The 19,486-nt window shown below is 62.7% G+C and carries 14 protein-coding genes; 13 read left to right on the top strand and 1 reads right to left on the bottom strand.

Annotation, left to right across the window (positions count from 1 at the left end):
- Positions 1-294 precede the first annotated feature (294 nt).
- The 7 genes from HFD92_RS03390 (at position 295) to cobA (ending at position 12,228) form a co-directional block, all read left to right on the top strand.
- Entirely contained in the window at positions 295-1,509 is a 1,215-nt protein-coding gene (locus tag HFD92_RS03390) for a nitrate regulatory protein (protein ID WP_167428285.1), read from the top strand.
- 262 nt (positions 1,510-1,771) lie between these two features.
- Complete coding sequence (locus HFD92_RS03385) at positions 1,772-3,022, top strand: CmpA/NrtA family ABC transporter substrate-binding protein (protein WP_167428347.1); 1,251 nt, start codon at positions 1,772-1,774, stop codon at positions 3,020-3,022.
- Positions 3,023-3,033: 11 nt separating this feature from the next.
- Positions 3,034-3,906, top strand: a complete 873-nt coding sequence (ntrB, locus tag HFD92_RS03380) for a nitrate ABC transporter permease (RefSeq protein WP_167428284.1) — start codon at positions 3,034-3,036, stop codon at positions 3,904-3,906.
- 10 nt (positions 3,907-3,916) lie between these two features.
- Entirely contained in the window at positions 3,917-4,705 is a 789-nt protein-coding gene (locus tag HFD92_RS03375; protein ID WP_111208531.1) for an ABC transporter ATP-binding protein, read from the top strand.
- A gap of 10 nt (positions 4,706-4,715) precedes the next feature.
- The gene (gene nirB / locus HFD92_RS03370; RefSeq protein WP_167428283.1) at positions 4,716-8,780 is read left to right on the top strand and encodes a nitrite reductase large subunit NirB; all 4,065 of its coding nucleotides are present in this window, start codon (positions 4,716-4,718) and stop codon (positions 8,778-8,780) included.
- Positions 8,777-11,395 carry a nitrate reductase gene (locus tag HFD92_RS03365; protein ID WP_167428282.1) on the top strand — a complete coding sequence of 873 codons (2,619 nt, stop codon included), beginning with the start codon at positions 8,777-8,779 and terminating at the stop codon, positions 11,393-11,395. Before nirB ends, HFD92_RS03365 begins: the two co-directional genes overlap by 4 nt.
- Entirely contained in the window at positions 11,395-12,228 is an 834-nt protein-coding gene (gene cobA / locus HFD92_RS03360; RefSeq protein WP_167428346.1) for a uroporphyrinogen-III C-methyltransferase, read from the top strand. Before HFD92_RS03365 ends, cobA begins: the two co-directional genes overlap by 1 nt.
- Before the next feature lie 200 nt (positions 12,229-12,428).
- On the opposite strand, the gene HFD92_RS03355 is transcribed toward cobA, so the two are convergent.
- The gene (locus tag HFD92_RS03355) at positions 12,429-13,241 is read right to left on the bottom strand and encodes a DeoR/GlpR family DNA-binding transcription regulator (protein WP_111207471.1); all 813 of its coding nucleotides are present in this window, start codon (positions 13,239-13,241) and stop codon (positions 12,429-12,431) included.
- Between the two features lie 352 nt (positions 13,242-13,593).
- On the opposite strand from HFD92_RS03355, the gene HFD92_RS03350 reads away from it, so the two are divergent.
- The 6 genes from HFD92_RS03350 to HFD92_RS03325 are packed head-to-tail and all read left to right on the top strand — an operon-like array spanning position 13,594 to position 19,470.
- A complete protein-coding gene (locus HFD92_RS03350; protein ID WP_167428281.1) occupies positions 13,594-14,391 on the top strand; it encodes a GolD/DthD family dehydrogenase in 798 nt (265 codons plus the stop codon).
- A 55-nt stretch (positions 14,392-14,446) separates the two neighbouring features.
- Complete coding sequence (locus HFD92_RS03345) at positions 14,447-15,382, top strand: D-ribose ABC transporter substrate-binding protein (RefSeq protein ID WP_046101702.1); 936 nt, start codon at positions 14,447-14,449, stop codon at positions 15,380-15,382.
- Between the two features lie 45 nt (positions 15,383-15,427).
- Positions 15,428-16,039 carry a DUF2291 family protein gene (locus HFD92_RS03340; protein WP_167428280.1) on the top strand — a complete coding sequence of 204 codons (612 nt, stop codon included), beginning with the start codon at positions 15,428-15,430 and terminating at the stop codon, positions 16,037-16,039.
- A 10-nt stretch (positions 16,040-16,049) separates the two neighbouring features.
- Positions 16,050-17,576, top strand: a complete 1,527-nt coding sequence (locus HFD92_RS03335) for a sugar ABC transporter ATP-binding protein (protein WP_150030006.1) — start codon at positions 16,050-16,052, stop codon at positions 17,574-17,576.
- 17 nt (positions 17,577-17,593) lie between these two features.
- The gene (locus HFD92_RS03330) at positions 17,594-18,661 is read left to right on the top strand and encodes an ABC transporter permease (protein WP_167428279.1); all 1,068 of its coding nucleotides are present in this window, start codon (positions 17,594-17,596) and stop codon (positions 18,659-18,661) included.
- 11 nt (positions 18,662-18,672) lie between these two features.
- Positions 18,673-19,470 carry an SDR family oxidoreductase gene (locus HFD92_RS03325; protein WP_167428345.1) on the top strand — a complete coding sequence of 266 codons (798 nt, stop codon included), beginning with the start codon at positions 18,673-18,675 and terminating at the stop codon, positions 19,468-19,470.
- Positions 19,471-19,486: the final 16 nt, after the last annotated feature.

Raw genomic sequence — 19,486 nt, 5'->3', positions numbered from 1 at the left:
GGCGGTTCCGGGGCGTGATATGCCCTGAAAAAAGCCGCGAATAAAGTGATAGTTAAAGCGAACTGAATGATCGCACAGACAAACTGATTGATAACGTAGCTTCCCATTCTGACACGCAATGGGTTCGATGGGAAACTATTAAGTATCACTAACCTTTTATTGCCGGAAAATTTTCCCGGCGCAGGAAAAGAATCTTTTCAAAATCAGAATATCCGGGGCGGTTTATGCCGCTTTTTTTCGGAAAGCGGCACGCCTTTTGCTTCAGAAGGATTTTACGGCGCGGAGAGATGAAAAATGGCTGACGCCCTGGCCTGGCTGCAGGCTTCACGTGAGAGCGATATCGCCAGCCTGCAGCGGCTGCTTCAGACCGGCGAGCTGATGGCCGCCGTCAGCGAACTGGTTCATCGGCTGCAGCGGGAACGCGGCGCCACTAACCTCTGGCTCTGCTCGGACGGTGCGCTGTTCAGCGCAGAGCGCGGCGCCCGTCAGCAGGCGGTGAGTGAGGCGCTGCAGCACTTTTATCAGGCCCTTCCGCCCGCCGTGGCCCAGCCTGGCTTCAGCCGCTTCTGCAACCTGATTGCCACCGCCCTGCAGGCGCTGGAGGGGTTACCCGCGCTGCGTCAGCAGATCAGCCTGCGTGAACGTGAGCAGGCCGCCGCGATGGCTGCCTTTAATCAGGTGATCCGCACCTTACTGAACCTGGTGTTTGAGGCGGCCGACACCGCCAGCCATCCCGACATCTCCCGCGCGCTGATCGCCCTGTTCAGTTTTATGCAGGGCAAAGAGCTGGCCGGGCAGGAGCGGGCTATCGGTTCCGCCGGTTTTGCGGCGCGACAGTTTACCGACGGGCAGCGCAGCCAGATGGTGGCGCTGATTGCGGCGCAGGAGCAGAGTTTTACCACTTTCCGGCAGTTTGCCGACAGCACCGCCTGTGAACGCTGGCAGCCGCTGGCCCAGGCCAGCCGGGACATCGAACGTCTGCGGCGTATCGCCTGCACCGGTGGCCCCTGTGAGGAGAACGGTGCACTGCACTGGTTTTCTCTGCTCTCAGAGCGGCTGGATCAGATGAAAACGCTGGAGGATGCCCTGACGGTCACGCTGATGCAGCGCTGTCGCGCGGCCATCGATCAGGCGCAGCAGCAGGCGACAGGGCAGGTTGTCCAGGGGGAGAGCACCTTTGCGCTCTATGTTTCCGGCGCTGACTGGCTGCCCGGCGCGGCGGCGCTCGACAGTGACGGACTGGCACCCCAGCTCGGGCGCTCGGTGCTGTCGCTGATTAGCGAGCAGTCGCAGCGTCTGCAGCAGCAGGCGGATGAGCTGGCATCGATGCGCGCCTCCCTCGACGAGCGGCGGGTGGTCGATCAGGCCAAACACTGGCTGATGCAGCAGCAGGGGTTCAGCGAAGAGGCCGCGTGGCAGGCGCTGCGCAAAAGTGCCATGAATCAGAACAAGCGGATCGTGGAGATCGCGCAGGCGGTGCTGGCGGTCGCCGCGACGCTGCGCAGCTAACCCGGAAGAGGTAGCTGCACAACCGCCGTGCGCAACCTGCGTCACAAACGTGCAAAAACGGTCAGATTTTCAGCAGAGGGAGGCCGGTGAACCGCCATTGACGGCGTTGAAAAAACTGGCACACCCTTTGCTTTAACCTTACAGAGAGTATGCATTGCGCCCGCCAATGGCGGTGGGATCAGTGCTTTGGATAAAGGCGTCCATCCGCAGACTTCGGTCTGTCGGAGGACGCCTTTTTTTATTTCTGTTCAGGGGCAACATGATGAGCAAACCGTCATTTTCACTGACACGACGTCAGGCACTGCTTTCCGGCGCGGCGCTGGGCGCAGCCTGGATCATACCGGGATTACGCAATGCGGTCTGGGCGGCCGGGTCGGACGCGCCGGAAAAAGCGCAGGTGCGAGTCGGGTTTATTCCGCTGACCGACTGTGCACCGGTGGTGATGGCGTCGGTGAAAGGCTTCGACAAAAAGTATGGCCTGACGCTGCAGGTCAGCAAAGAGGCGAGCTGGGCAGCGGTGCGCGACAAGCTGACCTCCGGTGAACTGGATGCGGCGCACGTGCTTTACGGCATGATCTACGCGCTGCAGCTCGGCGTGGCGGGGCCACAGCACGACATGGCCAACCTGATGACGCTCAACCATAACGGCCAGGCCATTACCCTGTCGAACCAGCTGAAGGGCCAGGGCGTGACCGATCTGGCGAGCCTGAAAAAGGCGGTCGACAGCCGCCCCAAAGGCAGTCTGACCTTCGCCCACACCTTTCCCACCAGCACCCACGCGATGTGGCTCTACTACTGGCTGGCCAGTGCCGGAATTAATCCGTTTGAGGATATCCGCACCGTGGTTGTGCCGCCGCCGCAGATGGTGATGAACATGAAGATCGGCAACATGAGTGGCTTCTGCGTCGGTGAGCCGTGGAACCAGCGTGCCATCAGCGACAGCATCGGCTTTACCGCCGCCACCAGCCAGCAGATCTGGCCGGAGCATCCGGAGAAAGTGCTCGGCACCCGCGCGCAGTGGGTGAAAGAGAACCCCAACACCGCCCGTGCACTGACCGCCGCCGTGCTGGACGCCGCGCGCTGGATCGACGCCTCAGACGATAACCGCCGCGAAACCGCGCAGGTGCTGGCCGGACGCGCCTGGATCAACACCCGCGTCGACACTCTGCAGGGGCGGATGCTGGGCCAGTATGAGAACGGTCTGGGCCAGACGTGGCAGGACGCCCATCCGATGCGCTTTTTCGACAACGGCAACGTCAGTTTTCCGTGGCTCTCCGACGGCATGTGGTTCCTGACCCAGATGAAACGCTGGGGCCTGCTCACCCACGATCCCGATTACCTCGCGGTGGCCCGCCAGATCAACCGCCTCGATATCTATAAAGAGGCGGCCAGCGCGGTGGGCCAGGTTGCCGTGCCCGGCAGTGAGATGCGCAGCAGCACCCTGATCGACGGCAAAGTCTGGGATGGCAGTGACCCTGCCGCCTACGCCGCCAGTTTCGCTATCAAACGTTAAGAGAGGTTGTTATGAAAACTGACGCGCGCGCCGTGGCGCAGCCGGTGAACCCCCCGAGCCGTGCCACCGTGATCCCGTTACAGGTCACCCCAAAAATCGCGCCCCGTCCGGCGCGTCTGCGGCCTCTGCTGCAGCGCACCATTCCGGCCGCGGGCGGCCTGCTGCTGCTCCTGCTGGTGTGGCAGCTCGCCGCGCTGGCGGAACCGGCGTTTCCGTCGCCTTACTTGACCTGGCAGGCCGCGCAGACCCTGTTCGCCGATCCGTTCTACAGCAACGGTCCCAACGACCAGGGCATCGGCTGGAACGTGCTGGCCTCGCTGCAGCGCGTCGCCATCGGCTTTGGCCTCGCCGCGCTGGTGGGCATTCCGGCAGGCTTTCTGCTCGGGCGGTTCACCTTTCTCGCCCGGATGGGCAATCCGGTCATCGCCCTGCTGCGCCCGGTGAGTCCACTGGCCTGGCTGCCAATTGGCCTGCTGCTGTTTCAGCGCGCCGAGCCGGCGGCCAGCTGGACCATTTTCATCTGTTCCATCTGGCCGATGATTATCAACACCGCCGAAGGCGTGCAGCGCATTCCGCAGGATTACCTCAACGTGGCGCGGGTGTTACAGCTCTCTGAATGGACGGTGATGCGCCGTATTCTGCTGCCCGCCGTGCTGCCCGCTGTCCTTACCGGGGTGCGCCTCTCTATCGGCATCGCCTGGCTGGTGATCGTCGCCGCTGAAATGCTGACCGGCGGACTGGGCATCGGCTTCTGGATCTGGAATGAGTGGAACAACCTCAACGTGGCCAACATCCTGATCGCCATTCTGATTATCGGCGTGGTCGGCCTGCTGCTGGAGCAGGGGCTGATGCTGCTGGTGCGTCGCTTCAGCTGGGAAAAATAAGGGGAAGAGCATGAAACACATTATTCGCGTTCAGCAGGTGAGCCAGCGTTTTAACACCGCCAGCGGCGAGTTCCTGGCCCTCGACAACGTCAGTTTTGATCTCCACGAAGGCGAAACCCTGAGCCTGATCGGTCACTCCGGCTGCGGCAAATCGACGCTGCTCAACCTGATCGCCGGGTTGACCCGCCCCAGCAGCGGCGTGCTGCTGTGTGACAACCGTGAGATTACCGGTCCCGGCCCGGAGCGCGCCGTGGTGTTTCAGAACCATTCGCTGCTGCCGTGGCTGACGGCCTTTCAGAACGTCGAGCTGGCGGTGCAGCAGGTGTTTAAAGGACGTCTCACCCGCGCGGAGATGCACGACTGGATCGAGCACAACCTGAATCGGGTGCAGATGAGCCACGCCATGCACAAGCGGCCAGGCGAAATCTCCGGCGGCATGAAGCAGCGCGTCGGCATTGCACGGGCGCTGGCGATGAAGCCACGCGTGCTGCTGCTGGATGAGCCGTTTGGCGCGCTGGACGCCTTAACCCGCGCCCATCTGCAGGACAGCGTGATGCGCATTCAGCAGGAGCTGAACACCAGCATCGTGCTGATTACCCATGACGTCGATGAGGCGGTGCTGCTCTCCGATCGGGTGCTGATGATGACCAATGGCCCTGCCGCGCAGATTGGCGAGATCCTCACCGTCGATCTGCCGCGTCCCCGCGCCAGAGTGGCGCTGGCCGATGAGCCGCGCTATCACCAGTTGCGCCAGAAGGTGCTGCATTTCCTCTATGAAAAACAGACCACGGCGGCATAGGGAGCAGACCATGAGGCAACGGTTGCTGGTGATAGGCAATGGCATGGCAGGGATGCAGATGGTGGAGCGGCTGGTGCAGCGTGCGCCGCAGCGCTTTGCTATCACGGTCATTGGCCGCGAGCCGCACGGCAACTACAACCGCGTGCTGCTCTCGCCGGTGCTGGCCGGGGAAATGGTGTTCGATGAAACCCTGATCCATGACCCTGACTGGTATCAGCGGCACGGCGTCACGCTGCTGAGCGGTGAAACCGTGCTGCAGATCGATCTGGCGGCCCGCACGCTGCAGACCTGTCAGCGCCGGCTCGGCTGGGATCGGCTGGTGTTTGCCACCGGCTCACGGCCGCGCCGTCCTGCGATCCCCGGCATTGAGGGCGATAACGTCGTGACGTTTCGCAGTATTGCAGATGTCCGGCAGCTGCTGGCGGGTGAGGGGCCGGTCGTGGTGCTGGGTGGCGGCTATCTCGGAATTGAAGCCGCGGCGGCGCTGCGCGCCCGGGGACGGGCGGTGACGCTGGTTCATCACAAGCCCTGGCTGCTGGATCGCCAGCTGGATGCACAGGCGGGCGGGCTGTTACAGGCGGCTCTGGAGCAGCGCGGTATCCGCTGTCTGCTGAACAGCGGCATTGCGGCCATCGGCAAAGCAGATGTGACGCTGACGGATGGCCAGCGCTGCGCCGCTCGTCAGGTGGTGATCGCCATCGGCGTTGAGCCGGAGGTGACGCTGGCCAGGGCGGCGGGGCTGCCCTGTCAGCGCGGCATTCTGGTCGATGGCCAGCTGCGCAGCGCGGTCAGCGGGGTGTATGCCGTGGGCGAGTGTTGTGAACACCAGGGTGAAACCCTGGGGCTGGTGGCCCCCTGCCTGGCGCAGGCTGAGATTCTGGCCGCGCAGCTGGCGGGATCGCCGCAGCCCGATTTCGTCAGTCAGCCGCTGGCGACCCGGCTCAAAGTCAGCGGCATTTCGCTGTTCAGCGCCGGGGATATCAGTGAGGGGGAATCCCTCCACAGTTTCGATCCGCTTTCCGGCGACTATCGCCGTCTGTTTCTTCGCCAGGGCCGCCTGCGCGGGGTGCTGCTCTCTGGCGACACCCGGCAGGGCCCGGCACTGCTGGCGCGTCTGCAGCGGGGCGAGGCGGTCACGCTTAACGCCCTGTTCGACCCCGATCAACCTGAACCGCAGCCGCAGGCTGCAGAGAGTCCTGAGATGAGTAAACCCGTATTAGCCGTGGTCGGTCACGGTATGGTCAGTCACTACTTTCTTGAGCAACTCGTTGCCCGCCAGCTGCATCAGCACTACCACATCGTGGTGTACGGCGAGGAGTTGCAGCCGGCGTACGATCGGGTTCATCTCTCCGACTACTTCAGCGGCAAAGCGGCGGACGCGCTGTCGCTGGTCAGCGCAGACTTTTTTGCCCTGCAGGGGATTGAACTGCGCAGCGGCTGTCAGGTGGTGGCAATCGATCGGGCGCAGCGCAGCCTGCGCGACAGCGCGGGCAATGAGCTGGCGTGGGACAGGCTGGTGCTGGCAACCGGTTCACGCGCGTTTGTGCCGCCGGTGCCGGGCCACGATGGCGACCGCTGCTTTGTCTACCGCACCCTGGACGATCTGGATGCGATCGCAGCCTGCGCCCGCCACAGTCAGCGCGGTGTGGTGATTGGCGGCGGCCTGCTCGGTCTGGAGGCAGCGAACGCCCTGAAGCAGCTCGGGCTGGAAACCCACGTGGTGGAGTTTGCGCCACGGCTGATGGCGGTGCAGCTGGATGAGGGCGGGGCGCTGATGCTGCGCCAGAAGATCGATGCGCTGGGCGTCACGGTTCACACCTCGAAGCAGACCAACATCATTGAGCCGCAGCCGGACGGCAGCGTGGTGCTGCGGTTTGCCGACGGCAGCGCGCTGCCCACCGATCTGGTGCTCTTCTCCGCCGGTATCCGGCCGCGGGATGAGCTGGCGCGGGAGGCGGGCCTGACGCTCGGCCCCCGCGGCGGCATTGAAATTAACGACAGCTGCCAGACCAGCGATGCGGCGATCTTTGCCATTGGCGAATGCGCCTTGTGGAACGGGCAGATTTTCGGGCTGGTCGCCCCCGGTTACCAGATGGCACGGGTGCTTGCCGGACATCTGGCTGGAGAGCCTGCGGCCTTCAGCGGTGCCGACATGAGCACAAAACTGAAGCTGCTGGGGGTGGAGGTGGCGTCGTTCGGCGACGCGCACGGGCGCACGCCGGGCAGCCAGCACTATTACTGGAGTGATGGCCCTAAAGGCATCTACAAAAAGATCGTGGTCTCCGCGGATAACACCCGGCTGCTGGGGGGCGTGCTGGTGGGCGACAGCAGTGAGTACACCTCGCTGCTGCAGATGATGCTCAATGCATTGCCGCTGCCCGCAACCCCGGAAAGCCTGATCCTGCCTGCGCTGGGCGGTGCGACGAAAGCGCCCGGCGTCGCGGCGCTGCCCGACAGTGCGCAGGTCTGCTCCTGCCACAACGTCAGCAAGGGCGATATCTGTGCGGCGGTTCAGGCCGGATGCGGGGAGATGAGCAGTATCAAAAGCTGCACCCGAGCCGCCACCGGCTGCGGCGGCTGCGCGGCACTGGTGAAGCAGGTCATGGAGTATGAACTGGAAAACCTCGGCGTAGAGGTGAAGAAGGATGTCTGCGACCATTTCAGCTATTCGCGTCAGGAGCTGTATCACCTGGTGCGGGCGGGGGAGTTCAGAACCTTCGATGCGCTGCTGGCGTCTCACGGCAAAGGCCAGGGCTGCGAAGTGTGCAAACCGCTGGTGGCATCGCTGCTCGCTTCCTGCTGGAACGACTACCTGCTCAGACCGGCGCATCTGCCGTTGCAGGACACCAACGATCGCTACTTCGCCAACATCCAGAAAGATGGCACCTACTCCGTCGTGCCGCGCGTGCCGGGGGGCGAAATCACGCCGCAGGGGCTGATTGCCATTGGTGAGGTGGCGGCGCGCTACGATCTCTACACCAAAATCACCGGCGGCCAGCGTATCGATCTGTTTGGCGCGCGGCTCGACCAGCTGCCCGACATCTGGCAGACGCTGCTCGACGCCGGGTTTGAAACCGGTCACGCCTATGGCAAGTCGCTGCGCACCGTGAAGTCCTGCGTCGGATCGACCTGGTGCCGCTATGGCGTGCAGGACTCGACCGCCTTCGCTATCGCCCTGGAGAACCGCTACAAGGGACTGCGCGCGCCGCACAAGATCAAGATGGCGGTCTCCGGCTGCACCCGCGAATGCGCCGAGGCGCAGAGCAAGGATATCGGGGTGATCGCCACTGACAAGGGCTGGAACCTCTACGTCTGCGGCAATGGCGGCATGAAGCCGCGTCACGCCGACCTCTTCGCCAGCGATCTCGATGATGCCACGCTGTTGCGCTATGTGGATCGCCTGCTGATGTTCTATATCCGTACCGCCGATCGTCTGCAGCGTACCAGCGTCTGGATGGACAATCTGGAGGGCGGTCTGGACTATCTGCGGCAGGTGATCATCGAGGATAGCCTCGGGCTGGGCGCGACGCTGGAGGCGGAGATGCAGCAGGTGGTCGACGCTTACCAGTGCGAGTGGCAGACCACGCTGGCGGACCCGTCGCGCCTGGCGCTGTTCACCCCAACCCTCAACAGCGCGCAGCCGGATGAGACGCTGCACTACAGCCGGGTGCGCGGTCAGCGTCAGCCTGAAGCGGTGGCCGCGCGGCCGCTGTTACAGCTGCCCGCCGAGCCGTGGAGTGCCATCTGTACGCTGGAGGCGATTCCGCCTCAGGCGGGGATCGGTGCGCGCCTCGGCAGCGAACGGGTGGCCCTGTTCCGCTTTGGCGAGACGCTCTATGCGCTGGAGGATCGCGAGCCCGGCAGCGATGCCAGCGTGCTGTCGCGCGGGATTCTGGGCGATGTGGGCGGCGAACCGGTGGTGATCTCCCCGCTCTATAAACAGCGGGTGCGGCTGCGTGACGGACAGAGCCTGGATAACCCGCAGCATCAGCTGCGCTGCTGGCCGGTGAAGCTGGAAGCGGGGCAGATCTGGCTGGCAAACCGTCCGCTTAACCCGCTGGCGCAGGCATCATGAACAGCACCTGTCCCTATTGTGGCGTGGGCTGTGGCGTCTGCGTCACGCCGCAGGGTTCGCAGCAGGCCGTTGTCACCGGCGATCCGCACCATCCTGCCAGCCTGGGCCGGTTATGCGTCAAGGGCGCGGCGCTGGGCGAGACGCTGACCCCGGAAGGCCGGTTGCTGACGGCCAGGGTCGACGGCCAGCCGGTCAGCCTGACATCCGCGCTGGATGCGGCGGCGGCGGGGCTGCGCGCGGTGATCGATCGCTATGGGCCGGAGGCGGTAGCGTTTTACGGCTCCGGTCAGCTGCTGACCGAGGATTACTACGTCGCCAATAAACTGATGAAGGGCTACATCGGCGCCGCCAACATCGACACCAATTCGCGGCTCTGTATGGCGTCCGCCGTGGTGGGATATAAGCGGGCGCTGGGCGCGGACGCTGTGCCCTGCTGTTATGAGGATCTGGAGCAGGCCGATCTGGTGCTGCTGGTCGGCTCTAACGCCGCCTGGGCGCACCCGGTCGTCTGGCAGCGGCTGATGCAGGCGAAGCAGCAGCGTCCGGCGATGCGCATCGTGGTGCTGGACCCGCGCCGGACCGCGAGCGGCGATCAGGCTGATCTGCACCTGCCGCTGCGTCCCGGCAGCGATGCGGTGCTGTTTTCCGGCCTGCTGCACTGGCTGGCACAGACGAAGGGCCTGGATGCCAGCATGCTGCCGCACCTCAACGGCGTCTCAGAGACGCTGGCCGCGGCGGCGGCGTGGGATGTGGTTCGGGTGGCGGTGGAGTGCGATTTAACCGTGCAGCAGGTGACGCACTTTTTCCGTCTGTTCAGTGAGCACGATCGGGTGCTGACGCTCTGGTGTATGGGGATCAATCAGTCCGTCACCGGCAGCGACAACAATCAGGCCATCCTCAATCTGCATCTGCTGAGCGGCAAAATAGGCCGCCCGGGCTGCGGTCCCTTTTCGCTGACCGGACAGCCAAATGCCATGGGTGGCCGCGAGGTGGGCGGGCTGGCGAACCAGCTGGCGGCGCACATGACGTTTACCGCAGAAGATTGCGACCGGGTGCAGCGTTTCTGGCGCAGTCCGGTGATAGCCCGCCAGCCGGGGCTGACCGCGCTGGAACTGTTCAGGGCGATCGGGGAGGGCAGCGTGAAAGCGGTGTGGATAATGGGGACCAACCCGGCGGTGTCGATGCCTGAGGGCAATCGGGTGGCGCAGGCGCTGGCGGCCTGTCCGCTGGTGATTGTGTCCGATGTGATGGCGCAGACTGACACCAGCGCCTTTGCCGATATCATGCTGCCTGCCCAGGGCTGGGGCGAGAAGAGTGGCACCGTGACCAACTCAGAGCGGCGGATTTCACGTCAGCGCGCTTTCGTCAGCGCACCGGGTGATACCCGGCCAGACTGGTGGCTGCTGGCTCAGGTGGCGCAGCGGTTAGGGTTCAGTGAGGGGTTTAACTGGCAGCATCCGTCGGAGATCTTCCGCGAACATGCTGCGCTGTCCGGTTTTGAGAACGGGGGGCAGCGGGCATTCGATATCAGCGGGCTGGCGCAGCTGAGTCAGGCGGAGTACGACGCGCTGCATCCGGTGCAGTGGCCGGTAAACGCTGACCACCCCCGGGGCTGCGCCCGGCTGTTCAGCGATCGGCGCTTTTATCATCCGGACGGTAAAGCGCAGCTACGGGTGCCGGCAACGCCGCACGCTGTGCCGCGTGATGCGGCTTATCCGCTGCTGATGAACAGCGGCCGGGTGCGCGACCAGTGGCATACCATGACCCGGACCGGGCTGGTGCCGCGCCTGATGCAGCATTGTGATGAGCCGTTTGCGGCACTGCATCCGGCGGATGCCGTGCAGTATGGTGTGACGCCGGGCGGGCTGGCGCGGGTGCAGTCGCAGCAGGGCTGGATCAGCGTGCGGGTGCGTGCGGATGCCGGGATGCGGCGTGGCGAGCTGTTTGTGCCGATGCACTGGAACCGGCAGTTCAGTCAGCAGGGGCACGTCGACATGCTGGTTGCCGCCCGGGCCTGCCCTTTTTCCGGGCAGCCTGCGCTGAAGCAGACGCCCGTGCGCATCCTGCCGCTGGCGGTGAAGTGGCAGGGCTGGCTTTGGCAGCGCGGGATGACACCGCCCGCCGGATTGCGTTACTGGGCGCGCGTGCCCTATCCGGCGGTGCAGCGGTTTGCGGTGGCGGGCGAGGGTTCGCCGCAGGCGTGGCTGGCCGGTCATGCGGATCTGACCGGTTGTGAGCTGCAGGTCGCCACCGGCAGCGGCAGTGATTACCGGCTGCTGGCCTGGCGCGACGGCGCGTTGCAGCTGGCGTTTTACGCCGGCACAGCGCAGCCGGCGCTGGAGAGTGCGTTTGTCGCGGCGGCCTTCCTGACTGCCCCGCAGGATGCGGCCGGGCGGCACAGCGTGCTGGCCGGTCGGGCCGCAGAGGGCAGGGCGACGGGCCGGATAATCTGCAGCTGTATGGCGGTGGGTGAGCAGGCGATTTTGCAGGCGATGGCGCAGGGGTGCCGGTCGACTCAGGCGCTGGGCGAGAGGCTGAAGTGCGGCACACAGTGCGGCTCCTGTATTCCGGAGCTGAAGCAGCTGTTGTTGTCTGACGTGGTGGTGGAGGAATGATGACGCGGGCAATTGATTCTCTGGATAAGTTACTGGCTCCGGCCGGTGCGGGCGGGCAGGCGGGCAGGGTCTGGCTGGTTGGTGCCGGGCCGGGTGATGTGGATCTGCTGACGGTGAAGGCATTGCGGTTGCTGCAGCGTGCGGAGGTGGTGGTGTATGACCGGCTGGTGAGCGACGCGGTGATGGCGGAGGTGCCGGAGAGCGCGTTGTCGATTGACGTGGGCAAGCAGCCGGGCGCGCATGGTCTGAAGCAGGCGCAGATCAACCAGCTGCTGGTGGATCTGGCGCGCAGCGGGCGCAACGTGATCCGGCTGAAAGGCGGCGATCCCTTTATTTTTGGTCGCGGTGGCGAGGAGATGGTGAGCCTGCAGCAGGCCGGAATCCGTTGTGAGGTGGTGCCGGGGATCACCGCGGCGGTGGGCTGTGCGGCGGCCAGCGGCATCCCGTTAACGCACCGGGATTGCGCACAGTCGTTGCGGTTGATTACCGGGCATGGGCGGCTGGGCGAGCCGCAGCTGGATGCGGCTGCGCTGGCGGCGGTGAATGAGACGCTGGTGTTCTATATGGGGCTGAGCTGGAGTGCCTCGATCAGTGCGCAGCTCCAGGCGCACGGGCGCGACAGGGAGACGCCGGTGGCGATTATCGAGAAGGGGACCCGGCCGGATCAGCGGGTGCTGATCACCACCCTGGGCGGGCTGGCGGAGACGGTGGCGCAGGCGCAGCCGGTGTCGCCGTCGCTGCTGATGGTGGGGGACGTCGTGCGGTTTTACCGGGCAGATTTGCAGGCGCAGGGCGTTGTGCGTGCAGCAGGCGCAGGCTGGAGCGGGCTGTGAGGGCGGGGCGTCGTGCAGCAGGGGCAGGCTGTGAGAGCGGTGCGTCGTGCAGGAAAGGCCTGCCTGATCGCAAAGGATTCCCGCCTCCCTGCGGATTGGGCTCGCCCTCCCTGGCTCGCACACTTTGCTCTTCAGGCAGGCCTTACCTGCCCGGCTGACGGCGGTGCTTTCTTTAGCTCAAAACGCTGCGTGCTAATCCGTTACATCGCCCGCTTCATGGGTAGAGGGGCCACCAGCACTTTCACGCCCAGCGCTTCGAACGCGCTGACCTGAGCGGCGCTGATGCCGCTGTCGGTAATCAGATAGTGAATGTGGCTCCAGTCGCAGGGCAGCGCAAACATCGATACTTTGTCGATTTTGCTCGAATCGGCGACCACGTAAACCGTGCTGGCCGATTTGATCATCGCCAGTTTTACCTTGATGTCGGTTTCACTGGGGAAGCTCAGGCCGAGACGCGGCGAAATGCAGGCGGTGGCCAGAAAGAGTTTTTCAGCCAGCACGTTCTCAAAGAAACTGGCCGCTTTTTCGCCAGAGGTGGAGAGCGTCGGAAATTTAAAGGTGCCCCCGGTGAGCAGGATGTTGATCCCCGGCTCGCCACCCAGCTTCAGGGCGATATTCACGGCGGTCGTTACCACGGAGAGACGCCGGATATGGCTGAGGGCATCAGTGATGGCCGTGGTGGTGGTGCCGGAATCGAAAATCACCGTATCGCCATTTTCGATGTGCTGCGCCGCCAGTCGGCCAATTGCCTCTTTCTCTTCCAGATGTGTCTGCCGCTCCAGCAGCATTGCACCGCTGTTCTGTTTACCGGTCATCAGGGTCGCGCCGCCGTGATAGCGCTGTACAAACCCCTGTTTTTGCAGCATACGCAGGTCGCTGCGCAGGGTGGCCTCCGTCAGCCCAAAGGTCTCCGTCAGGGCTTTAACCGTGACGGTGCCATCCTCACGGATCATCTCCAGAATTTTCTCGCGGCGTTGCTGCATGTCAGCGAACTGCTCACTTTTGCTTTTCAATCGAAATGCTCCCTTTTCCAGTGACCTGACGGGTCGGGCAAACAGGCTCTTTGTGGCTGAGTTTAACGCGCCCTTTTTCTGAATGCGAGATGGCCCGGCGCGTCATTGATTTTCGAATGAAAATAAAAAGCAGACAGGTTGTTGAATCTCGCACGCTTTCCGGAACGCGCCTGTCAGGCTTTATTTCACAACTGCAAGCCAGATCACGCCTTTTCAATCAGATAAGCGGCGCGGGCTGTGAGATGGTCGAAATTTGATCTGCTCCACATATCATTTCTTTTCGATAGCATATATTTTTGTTCGAAAATGAGTAAGCCAACGGCATCAGCAAAAATCTGAGGGGAAGAGTGGGATGAGTGGTGAATATGACGTAAACCTGCGCTACGGCGTGGATACTGCCCTGAATCTGGGTGACAAAGTGGCCGTCGTGACCGGCGGGCTGGGCGGGATTGCGATGGCCACCAACGGCATGCTGCTGGAGAAGGGGGCGCGTCTGGCACTGCTCTATCCGCCGTTTGAAGCGGAGAAGGTTGCCAGTCTGCAGAAGGACTTTGCCGCCGACCGGGTCCGGTTTGTCTGCTGTGACGTCACCGACCCCGCCTCTGTCGACGCCGCCTTTGAGACGGTGGCTGCCCACTATGGCCGCATCGACATTCTGGTGAACTGCGCAGGCTACGTGATGCTGCAGCCGGTGGTGGAGACAGACTTTGCCGAGTGGCAGAAGCAGATCGCCGTCAACCTCACCGGGCCTTTTCTCTGCTCACAGGCGGCTGCACGACTGATGATCCGGGCGGGTGCGGGCGGCAAAATTATCAATATCGCCTCGCAGGCTGCCTCGATCGCTATCGACAACCATGTCGCCTACACCTCAGCCAAAGCGGGCCTGCTCGGCATGACCAAAGTCATGGCGAAAGAGTTTGCCCCGCATCGTATCAACGTAAACACCCTGTCGCCCACCGTGGTGCTGACGCCAATGGGCGAAAAAGCGTGGCGCGGCGAGAAGGGCGAGCAGATGAAAAAGCTGATCCCGCTGGGACGCTTTGCCTACACCGACGAGATCGCCGCCGCCGTGCTCTTTTTCGCCAGCAACGGCAGCGACATGATTACCGGCGCGGACCTGATGATCGATGGGGGCTTCACGATCTGGTAACGCCACGCTGACACCCGGGAATGAACACCCTGACATAACGATAAGCGAGAACATCATGAAAAACCGTACCCTGCTGTGTAGTGCCGTGGCTGCCTGTCTGGTTTCACAGGCGGCGTTTGCCGCCGAAAAAGGCACCATTATGATCCTGGTTAACTCACTCGATAACCCCTATTACGCGTCAGAGGCCAAAGGGGCCAATCTCAAAGCGCAGGAACTGGGCTACAAAACCACCGTGCTGTCGCATGGTGAGGATGTGAAGAAGCAGAGCGAACTGATCGACGCCGCGATTGGTAAAAAAGTGCAGGGTATCGTGCTCGATAACGCTGACTCCACTGCCAGCGTGGCGGCCATTAAAAAAGCCAAAGATGCCGGGATCCCGGTGGTGCTGATCAACCGTGAAATTCCGGTAGATGACGTGGCGCTGGCCCAGATCACCCACAACAACTTTCAGGCCGGCTCAGACGTGGCCAACGTCTTCGTGGAAAAGATGGGTGAAAAGGGTAAGTACGCCGAACTCGCCTGCAACCTGGCGGATAACAACTGCGTGACACGCTCGAAATCGTTCCATCAGGTGCTGGATCAATATCCCGACATGCAGAGCGTGGCGCGTCAGGATGCCAAAGGCACGCTGATCGACGGCAAGCGCATCATGGACAGCATCCTGCAGGCGCACCCGGATGTAAAAGGGGTTATCTGCGGCAACGGTCCGGTGGCGCTGGGGGCGATTGCGGCACTGAAAGCGGCGGGGCGTGACGACGTGATTGTGGTGGGAATTGACGGCAGCAACGACGAACGCGACGCGGTGAAAGCCGGCACGCTGAAAGCCACCGTCATGTTGCAGGCGCAGGCGATTGCCGCCGAAGGGGTGACCGATCTCGACAACTTCATTCAGAAGGGCGTGAAGCCGGAAAAACAGCGGGTGATGTTCCGCGGCATTCTGATCACCCCGGAGAATGCCAAAGGCGTTCAGGACTTCAACTACAAGTCGTAATTAACCGCTGCCGCGCCTGCGCTGGCGGGCGCCTGGGAGAAGAAGATGTCCCGAAAAGTCTGGCTGACGCTGGTGGTCACGCTGCTGAGTGGCTGCCGAATTGTGTCGCAGCAGGAGCTGGCTGACCTGAAAAATCCCCCTAACCCGAAGATGGCTGATATTGACCAGCTCTGGCAGCAGAAGCTAGTGCCGCAGCTCCAGGCGGAGGCGCGGCCCGTGTCAGCGCTGCTGACCTCAATGCGGTCAGCCAAAGATTTTGACACTGCCTGTCAGACCGACGGCTATCGCACTCAGGCGGAGAATCCCTGCATCTTCAGCGTCTCGGTACAGGGCGATGTGACGGCAGTCAACACCACCTCACGCAGCGGAAAGATGACCGTAAAAGATGAATCAGGTGACAGTGTCACTATTCAGATCGGGCCGATCATTCGTGGCACCGCGCTGCGTGATGGCTACCGGGGCGCAGGTTATCAGGATTTTAACGACCAGGTGCTGTTCGGTGACTTCGGCAAGGCGATTAATCAGCACGCCTCGCAGATGATGCAGCAGTTCGCGCCGAAGGTGGGCGATAAGGTGAAGGTGACCGGCGTGTTCAGCAGCTGGGACATTCCGCAACAGCTGCCGGATATCACCCCGGCCGCCATTTCCCGGCAATAAGGAGCGGCAGATGCAGCAACCTCAACAGCCCGGCGATGTGATTATTGAAACGCGCAACCTGTCGCGTCTTTACCCCGGCGTAACCGCACTCGATCAGGTCAACTACCGGGTTTACCGCAACAAAGTCAATGTCCTGATCGGCGAGAACGGCGCCGGGAAGTCCACCATGATGAAGATGCTGGCCGGCGTGGAGACCCCTTCATCGGGCGAGATTCTGCTGGATGGCCGGCCGGTGTCGCTTCACTCCACCCAGCAGGCGGAGAAACAGGGGATCAGCATCATTTTTCAGGAGCTGAACCTGTTTCCCAACATGAACGTCATGGACAACATCTTTATCGCCAACGAGTTTTTCCAGCGCGGGGTGATCAACGAGAAGTATCAGTATGCGCTGGCGAAGTCGCTGCTGGAGCGGCTGCAGCTGGATGTCGATCCCTTTGCGCCGCTGGGTGAGCTGGGTATCGGTCATCAGCAGCTGGTGGAGATCGCCCGGGCGCTCTCCAAGGATACCCGGGTGCTGATCATGGACGAGCCGACCAGCGCGCTCAGCCAGTCGGAGGTGAAAGTGCTGTTCAGCGTCATTGAGCAGCTCAAGCGGCGCGGCGTCACCATTATCTACATCTCCCACCGGCTGGAGGAGCTGATGGAGATCGGCGATCACATCACGATTTTCCGCGATGGCCGCTTTATCAGTGAGCGCGAGGTGCGCGACGCCAGCGTGCCGTGGATTATCGCGCAGATGGTAGGCGACCGGAAAAAACAGTTCGACTTTCAGCCTGCCCCGCAGGGGGAAACCGTGCTGGAGGTGGAGGAGCTGACTGCCCTGCATCAGAACGGAGGCTACAGGCTGAATGCGGTGAGTTTTACGTTGCGCAAGGGGGAGGTGATCGGCATCTATGGCCTGCTCGGCGCCGGTCGGACAGAACTGTTTAAAGGGCTGATTGGCCTGATGCCCTGCCAGTCGGGTCGGGTGCGGCTGGCGGGCCGCGATCTGGCCAGACGCAGCTTCCAGCAGCGGCTGAAAAGCGGTATTGCGCTGGTGCCGGAGGATCGCAAAGGCGAAGGGGTGATTGAACTGATGTCGATCACCGCCAACATGACGCTCTCGGACTTCAGCCTGCGCGGCTTTCGTCGGGCGCTGGGGCGGCTCAACCCGCGTCGCGAGCAGCAGCGGGTCAGTGAGATGATCGGCCATCTGGCGATCAAAGTCAGCGATCCCGACCTGCCGGTCACGTCGCTGAGCGGCGGTAATCAGCAGAAGGTGGTGCTGGGTAAGGCGCTGATGACCGGGCCGCAGGTGGTCCTGCTGGATGAGCCGACACGCGGGATCGACGTGGGCGCGAAGACCGATGTCTATCACCTGATTGGCAATCTGGCGCAGCAGGGGCTGGCGGTGATGTTCTCCTCCTCCGAACTGGATGAGGTGATGGCACTGGCGGACCGGATTTTAGTGATGGCCGATGGCCGGATAACGGCCGATCTGCCCCGCGCAGCGGCCACGCGCGAACACCTCATCGCGGCATCAACCCCGCAGGATTAAGCGGGCCGGAGAATCTGATGAACCAAAAATATCTGCTCTACATGTACCTGCTCAAAGCGCGCACCTTCATTGCGCTGCTGATCGTGGTCTGCTTTTTCAGCGTGATGGTACCGAACTTTCTTACCCCCTCTAACCTGCTGATCATGACGCAGCACGTGGCGATCACCGGGCTGCTGGCGATAGGGATGACGCTGGTGATCCTGACCGGCGGCATAGACCTCTCGGTGGGCGCGGTGGCCGGGATCTGCGGGATGGTGGCGGGCGCGCTGCTGACCAATGGCATTCCGCTATGGGGCGGCAACACGCTGTTCCTGAACGTGCCCGAAGTGATTCTGGTGGTAGCCCTCTTTGGCATCCTGGCCGGACTGATTAACGGCACGGTGATCACCCGGCTGGGCGTGGCGCCCTTTATCTGCACCCTGGGCATGATGTATGTGGCGCGGGGCGCGGCGCTGCTGTTTAACGATGGCGGCACCTACGCCAATCTGGTCGGGCTGCCTGCCCTGGGTAACACCGGCTTTGCCGTACTGGGGTCCGGCACCCTGCTGGGTGTCTATCTGCCTATCTGGCTGATGCTCGGCTTTTTACTGCTGGGACTCTACCTGACGCGCAAAACGCCGCTGGGGCGCTATATCTATGCCACGGGCGGCAACGAGTCCGCCGCACGGCTGGCAGGGGTGCCGATCGTCAAAGTTAAAATCTTTGTTTACGCCTTTTCCGGCCTCTGCGCCGGGCTGGTGGGGCTGGTGGTGGCGTCTCAGCTGCAGACCGCGCACCCGATGACCGGCAACATGTTTGAAATGGACGCCATCGGGGCCACCGTACTGGGCGGCACCGCGCTGGCGGGGGGACGCGGGCGCGTCTCCGGCTCGATTATTGGCGCTTTCGTTATCGTCTTCCTGGCGGATGGCATGGTGATGATGGGCGTCAGCGATTTCTGGCAGATGGTGATTAAAGGGCTGGTGATTGTCACGGCCGTGGTGATTGATCAGTTCCAGCAGCGTCTGCAAAGCAAAGTGGTGCTGCTGCGTCGCCATGAAAAAAAGCCGCAGCCGGCACCCCTCACTGATGTGCGTCACACGTAACAGGAGCAATGATGAACGGAAAACAGCAGGGAAAAACTGTCGTGATCACCGGTGCCTGCCGGGGGATTGGAGCCGGTATCGCCGCGCGGTTCGCCCGCGACGGGGCGCGGCTGGTGATGGTGTCCAACGCGGACCGGGTGTTTGCCACCGCCGACCAGCTGCGGCAGCAGTATGGCAGTGAGATTCTGGCACTGCAGGCTGACGTGACCGATGAAGCCGCGGTGCAGCAGCTCTATCAGCAGGCCGCCGAACACTTTGGTCAGATAGATGTGTCGATCCAGAATGCGGGGGTCATTACCATTGACCGGTTCGATACGCTGCCAAAAAGCGACTTTGAGCGGATTCTGGCGGTCAATACCACCGGCGTCTGGCTCTGCTGTCGTGAAGCGGCAAAATATATGGTGACGCAGCGCAGCGGCAGCCTGATCAACACCTCGTCGGGGCAGGGACGGCAGGGCTTTATCTACACGCCGCACTATGCCGCCAGCAAAATGGGGGTGATTGGCATCACGCAGAGCCTGGCGCTGGAGCTGGCCCCGTGGAACATCACGGTCAACGCCTTTTGTCCCGGTATCATTGAGAGTGAGATGTGGGATTATAACGATCGGGTCTGGGGAGCGATCCTCAGCAGCGAAAAGAAAACCTACGGCACAGGTGAGCTGATGGCGGAGTGGGTCAACAACATTCCGCTGAAGCGCGCCGGACAGCCGGAGGATGTGGCCGGACTGGTGGCCTTTCTGGCCTCCGAGGATGCGCGCTACATCACCGGTCAGACCATTAATGTGGATGGGGGGCTGATCTTCTCCTGACGGTGTCGGATGCGGC

The sequence above is a fragment of the Pantoea sp. EKM101V genome (assembly GCF_011800325.1).
GTDB lineage: Bacteria > Pseudomonadota > Gammaproteobacteria > Enterobacterales > Enterobacteriaceae > Pantoea > Pantoea anthophila.
Note: the sequence above shows the minus strand (reverse complement) of the source record. Positions and strands in the feature narration are given on the sequence as shown.